Source organism: Acinetobacter sp. TY2, from assembly GCF_046269225.1.
Taxonomy (GTDB): domain Bacteria; phylum Pseudomonadota; class Gammaproteobacteria; order Pseudomonadales; family Moraxellaceae; genus Acinetobacter.
Map to the genome: position 1 here is coordinate 1 of NZ_JBJZOR010000052.1, position 5224 is coordinate 5224.

A 5224-nucleotide genomic window follows, 5' to 3' on the forward strand; every position below is an offset into this window, starting at 1 on the left:
AAATACGAGCCTTCAGTTCATTAATTTAGCCTTTTTAAGGCTACTTTTGCATAGAAAATATTCTGGATAGGTTCTAAAAGATTTTTTTGATCCTAAAACAAATACATTCAGTTATGTAGTTTCAGATCCAGCCACAAAACAATGTGCGATTATCGACAGTGTTCTCGATTATGACTCTGCTTCAGCAGTGACATCTACCACGCATGCCGATCAAATCATCGCGTATGTCAAAGAGCAGGGCTTACAGGTTGAGTGGATTTTGGAAACGCATGTACATGCAGATCATTTAACAGCAGCACAGTATTTAAAACAGCAACTCGGTGGAAAAACAGCGATGAGCGAACGAATTTCACTGGTACAGGACACCTTTAGCTCAATCTATAACATTGATATCAAACAATTCAATGCTTACCAGACATTTGATCATGTATTTCAGGATCACGAAGAATTTCATATTGGCAACCTGAAAGCCTATAATATTCCTACTCCTGGCCATACACCTGCATGCTTGAGTTATGTGATTGGGGATGCTGTTTTTGTGGGTGATACCTTGTTTATGCCTGATTATGGAACGGCACGATGTGATTTTCCTAAGGGCAGTGCTGCGACTTTATTTGACTCTGTACAGACCCTCTATCAGTTGCCTGAAGACACTCGTGTTTTCCTATGTCATGACTATTTACCGGAATCACGTCATGACTACATCTGTGAAACGGATATCAAAACTCAGAAACAGTTTAATATTCATATTCATATTGGCACAGAAAAAGCGGAGTTTGTTGCAATGCGCCAAAAACGTGATGCAACCTTGAGAATGCCTGAGCTGATTCTGCCATCCATTCAGATTAATATGAATGCGGGACGCTTTCCCCAACCAGAACAAAATGGCGTATCTTACTTAAAATTGCCTCTCAATTATTTCAAGTAAGCAAAGTCTTCTTCTGAACACTCTTTGTACAATAAATAACTTTCTCCTGCATCAACTGTAAGAGAAAGTTATTTTATTATCTTAAGTGTTTAATTTAATCAACTTTTTATTTATTTTTTTTTTTGCTTTTCAAAAACGAATATATATTATATATTTATAGAATGAAAAGCTGAGTAAATAAGTAGGAATTTATCTTTAAATTTCATCTTTTTATCCAGCGTATCCCTCTTATTCGATGCCAGTCGAGAGAAAACTTGCTGAAGCGAAGTGGAATCTTTATTGCATTTGCAGCCATACTTTTGCAAATTGCAGTATATTTACAGCCTCTGCTGCCGGAAAAATTTCATATTGCTCCGGTCTGTATGTCGATCACCCACAATCTTCTTTCGCCTGCTGATCATCATCATATTCACTCGGTTCATCATGAGCTGCTACAGGATTTGATGCTTCAACATTCCCACGATCACAATGAACATAACCATCAATGCCAATATTGTAAGGTCTATGGTGATTTGGTGCTGCCATTTAAGTTGGGGATTGATGAAGTTCTGGACCGGATTCAAGTCAGATTAAATTTCTATCAGACTGTTTTCCGGCATGTCTATTTCAGCTTACAGAAGCTGTATTTGCTGCCGCAGGGCAGAGCGCCTCCTTTGGCTCTTTAAGACACGATTTGTCACATCAAACAGTTGATCTGTTTGTACCACACAACATCTTAAAGAGTTTTAATCATGAAAATTAATACTTTGTTGCCTGTTAGCAGCATTATGAGTTATCTCAGCCTTAAAAAAGTAATGTGGGCATGCAAACGTGAAGGCTTACGTATTTACAATACTGTAAATATGTGGACACACTTAAATTTAAATATACATAAAACGATATTTCAGAGTGTTTTGCTGAAATCTTTTCACCCATTAATAGAAGGATAAGGTGACAACATGGACTTAGGGTTAACCGCGCTAGAACTGGCGCGTATCCAGTTTGCATTTACCGTATCGTTTCATATCATTTTTCCTGCCATTTCTATTGGTTTGGCCAGTTTTCTGGCTGTTCTGGAATGGCGTTGGCTTAAAACTAACGATCCAGTATACCGAGACTTATTTAAGTTCTGGATCAAAGTCTTTGCCCTGTCCTTTGGTATGGGCGTGGTCTCTGGCGTGGTGATGAGCTATCAGTTTGGTACCAACTGGAGTGAGTTTTCACGAATTTCCGGCAGTGTGACAGGACCATTATTAGCTTATGAGGTCTTAAGTGCTTTTTTCCTTGAAGCAGGTTTTCTTGGGATTATGCTTTTTGGCTGGGGTAGAGTAGGTCCAAAAACTCATTTTTTTGCAACACTAATGGTTGCAGTGGGTACCTGTATCTCCATGTTCTGGATTCTATCTTCGAACAGCTGGATGCAAACACCTCAAGGCTTCATTATAGAAAATGGGATTATCGTCCCGCAAGATTGGTTTGCGATTGTATTTAATCCATCCTTCCCATACCGATTAGCACATATGGCGATGGCCGCTTTCCTTGTTTCAGCCTTGTTAGTTGCAGCAACAGCTGCTTTCCATTTATTAAAAGGCCGTCGTGATGCCTTAGTGAAAAAATCATTTTCAATGGCAATGTGGATGATTCTCGCATTGGCACCATTGCAAATGTTTGTCGGAGATCTACATGGCTTGAATACCCTAGAACACCAACCGGCCAAACTGGCAGCTATGGAAGGACACTGGGAAACCAATAAAGATCATGGCATGCCACTGTATTTATTTGGTATTCCAGATATGGAAGCTGAAGAAACCAAGTATGCGATCGGAATTCCGAATCTAGGTAGCCTGATCATGACACATACCTTAGATGGTGAAGTCAAAGGCTTAAAGGAATTTGCACCTGAAGACCGTCCAAACTCGCTGGTCGTGTTCTGGAGTTTCCGAATTATGGTCGGACTTGGTGTACTGATGATTTTAATGGCGGTGCTAGGTGCATGGCTAAGAAAAACTGACAAGTTCTATGACTCGGTATGGTTGCATAGATTTGCGCTATACATGGGACCTTCAGGATTTATCGCTTTACTTGCAGGTTGGTTTACCACTGAAGTCGGTCGTCAACCATGGGTTGTTTATGGTGTATTGCGTACCAAAGATACACTTTCTCCAGTTTCAGCGGAACAGGTAGGTTTAACCCTTATTATTTTTGTGATGGTCTACTTTATTGTGTTTGGAGTCGGCATTTTCTACATGTTGAAATTGATGCGCAAAGGTCCAGAATTTATACATTCGGCACCACATAGTGAGCAGGCAGTTATACAGGCATCAAAACGTCCATTAAGTACGATTGATGATGAGAGCGATCTGGATCAAGTAAGTTCTACGCAATCTCAGGAGAATCAAAAATGATCGATTTATCATTGATTTGGATTCTAATTATTGGATTAGGTGTACTGATCTATATCGTGCTAGATGGTTTTGATCTCGGTATCGGTATTCTATTTCCCTTTATTTCCGATCGGCAGGAACGTGATGTTATGATGAATACCGTCGCGCCAGTCTGGGATGGTAATGAAACCTGGATGGTACTGGGTGGAGCAGGATTATTTGCTGCGTTTCCTTTGGTGTATTCCACTGTGTTATCGGCTCTGTATATGCCGATTATTCTGATGGTGATTGCGCTAATCTTCAGGGGAGTTGCCTTCGAATTCCGGTTTAAGGCCAATAAAACTAAACATCTCTGGGATCAAGCTTTTATTTGGGGTTCCATTCTGAGTTCATTTTTACAAGGCGTAATTTTGGGTGCCTATATTCAGGGTATTGAAACCACCAATGGGATATATACTGGCGGCGGTCTGGATTGGTTAACACCTTTTTCCCTGTTTACCGGTTTAAGTGTAGTCGTACTGTATGCAACGCTAGGATGTGGCTGGTTGATCTTTAAAACTGAAAAAATGCTGCAGAACCGCATGTTTCAATTGATGCCAAAACTGCTGATTTCATTACTGATAATTTTTGTTTGTGTCAGCATCTATACGCCTTTGGCTCATCCTCAAATTGCAGAACGCTGGTTCAGTCAACCGCAACTCTTTTATTTTAGCCCGGTACCCGTACTGGTTCTGCTGTTTACTTTCCTGGCAATCAAAGCCTGTAAGCAGCGCAAAGAGTTCCTGCCATTCATTTATACTTTGGCTTTGGTAATTCTCGCTTATAGCGGTTTTCTGATTAGTTTATGGCCTTATGTCATTCCACCATCAGTCACCATTTGGGAGGCTGCAGCACCTGCCAGTAGTCAATTGTTCGCCCTCATTGGAGCATTGATTTTAATTCCGATCATTCTTATTTATACCGGATTATCCTATTGGGTTTTCAGGGATAAAGTCCGTGTGGGTGATGAAGGTTATCATTAAGGAGGCTGAATGAAAATTTCTGAATTAAAATGGTTTATTGGCTTATGGCTAGCTGGTTTTTTAAGTTTGGCATTGGTCGCTGGATTATTTAGATTTCTGTTAAAATTGGCGTATTAAATTTTAAATATGGGTCAGTGAGGTTTTCCTTACTGACCTATTTTCTATAGAGGTTCAGTTTTTTAGACTAAAAAGTTGCTGGATCTGAATAAGTGTGATGAGAAGTTTGGACTAAAAATAAATTAGGAGTAAATGATGAAAAAATATCTTTTTTGTGTAGGCATTGAATTTAAAAAAGCATCGGATCCATCAGAATCCTATGCGTATGTGACAGCTTATTTAGGCGCAAAAAACATTGATGAAGCAATTCAACGGGTGGAAAAACAGCTGGAGCAAGAAGGAAATGAAATCCTGTTTGTCCGCGGTTGTTGGGTCGTCGATTCAGACTGTGATGATGGTTTCTGTCCAACAGATGAGAGTAGGACGCTAGCAAACAATGATTTGCTTTTTAATGACCAGATCGTGTTTGGAAAGTTACAGGAATGGTCCATTAGTAATAACTATGAATACTAATCTCCTCAGCGATACACTAGTCAGGTTTTTCTGACTGGTGCTGTGGTATTATTTTCAATTTAATATACTAATATACGCTCTTAGCACATACTAACGAAGCATCAAAAAAGTGATTCATTGAAATCAATTTGTGTATAATTTAATCTGTTCAAAAATAAAAGCATAACAGGCTAAAAGAATCTATACAAAAAAATCAGCATCAGGATTGATCAATTATAATACTTTGGTGGGCTATGAAAAATTTTGTTTTTTAAGCAAAATTAACTAGGGCGTGTCATCAATTACCTTGAGGAAAACCACCTTGTCCCCATTATACTTTTATGACTAAACGCTATGCCTTA

At 39.3% G+C, this 5224-nt stretch carries 4 protein-coding genes and 1 pseudogene; all 5 read left to right on the forward strand.

From position 1 onward, the window contains the following. Nucleotides 1–70: 70 nt before the first annotated feature. Nucleotides 71–928 (forward strand): annotated as a pseudogene (locus ACK1JC_RS16785) (MBL fold metallo-hydrolase); the annotation flags it as partial. A gap of 254 nt (nt 929–1182) precedes the next feature. Then, nucleotides 1183–1593, forward strand: coding sequence for a DUF2946 family protein (locus ACK1JC_RS16790; protein WP_081401333.1), 411 nt, complete (start codon nt 1183–1185; stop codon nt 1591–1593). Nucleotides 1594–1866: 273 nt separating this feature from the next. After that, nucleotides 1867–3312 (forward strand): cytochrome ubiquinol oxidase subunit I, encoded by a 1446-nt coding sequence (locus tag ACK1JC_RS16795; RefSeq protein ID WP_163121994.1) that lies wholly within the window; start codon nt 1867–1869, stop codon nt 3310–3312. Further along, nucleotides 3309–4313 (forward strand): cytochrome d ubiquinol oxidase subunit II, encoded by a 1005-nt coding sequence (gene cydB, locus ACK1JC_RS16800; RefSeq protein WP_163121996.1) that lies wholly within the window; start codon nt 3309–3311, stop codon nt 4311–4313. Before ACK1JC_RS16795 ends, cydB begins: the two co-directional genes overlap by 4 nt. Nucleotides 4314–4565: 252 nt before the next feature. Beyond that, nucleotides 4566–4883 (forward strand): hypothetical protein, encoded by a 318-nt coding sequence (locus tag ACK1JC_RS16805; protein WP_163121999.1) that lies wholly within the window; start codon nt 4566–4568, stop codon nt 4881–4883. The last annotated feature ends 341 nt before the right edge of the window (nt 4884–5224 follow it).

Bases quoted from the DNA above. Each gene is read 5' to 3' on its own strand.
- ACK1JC_RS16795 (WP_163121994.1), top strand. From the start codon at position 1,867: ATGGACTTAGGGTTAACCGCGCTAGAACTGGCGCGTATCCAGTTTGCA.
- cydB (WP_163121996.1), top strand. From the start codon at position 3,309: ATGATCGATTTATCATTGATTTGGATTCTAATTATTGGATTAGGTGTA.
- ACK1JC_RS16805 (WP_163121999.1), top strand. From the start codon at position 4,566: ATGAAAAAATATCTTTTTTGTGTAGGCATTGAATTTAAAAAAGCATCG.